The organism is Bradyrhizobium sp. 76 (genome assembly GCF_023073025.1).
GTDB lineage: Bacteria > Pseudomonadota > Alphaproteobacteria > Rhizobiales > Xanthobacteraceae > Bradyrhizobium.
Window position 1 is genome coordinate 1 of record NZ_JADPIS010000005.1, and the last position, 581, is coordinate 581.

Annotated in this window: 1 protein-coding gene; it reads right to left on the minus strand. The window is 53.7% G+C overall.

Features of this window, described 5'->3' with window-relative positions; translation table 11 throughout:
- Positions 1-581 (minus strand): hypothetical protein (locus IVB48_RS00125; protein WP_247396253.1); only part of this gene is annotated, 581 nt, incomplete at its 5' end.

Genomic DNA, 581 nt, shown 5'->3' on the forward strand with positions numbered 1-581 from the left:
CTAGAAGAGTCGCTGGTCTGAATCGGTCAGGCTCCAGATTTCGAATCGTCGACCATTCTTCTTTTCGACGGATCGAACAAGTTTAACGTGTGCCGTTAACACCTTCAGGATGCCGGTAAACATCGCGAAATATGCGTCAAACATCTCGTCAACTTCATTCTCATGAAGGGGCGTAAATGTGGATCGCGTGACCTGATATGCGTCGTCGTTCTTCGTAAGCTCCGCCTCATCGCCAAGCGTGTGTAGAACCTTGAGAAACATCTTAGCGATCGCACTTGCGTTTCGCTCCGAAACTCCCATTCGGTCTGCGATCGCTCGGGCATATTGGGTCCCCAAGCCCAGCATCGCCTGCCCAGCCAGATATGAAGCGTACGGCACACCGTACAGTTCAATGAGCACTTGTGCGGGCACTGCCGCATAACTCTCCGCATACCGGCGACGGGCCTTGAGCAGCCGGGCCTCGGGCCACTGTGCTGGATCAAGTTTAGGCGCGGCATCCCTTTCAAACGCTGGCGCGATTGATACGGGTTCAAACTTGAACGCTAGTTCTACTGGGACATTCGCATCATGCTCGATGAAGT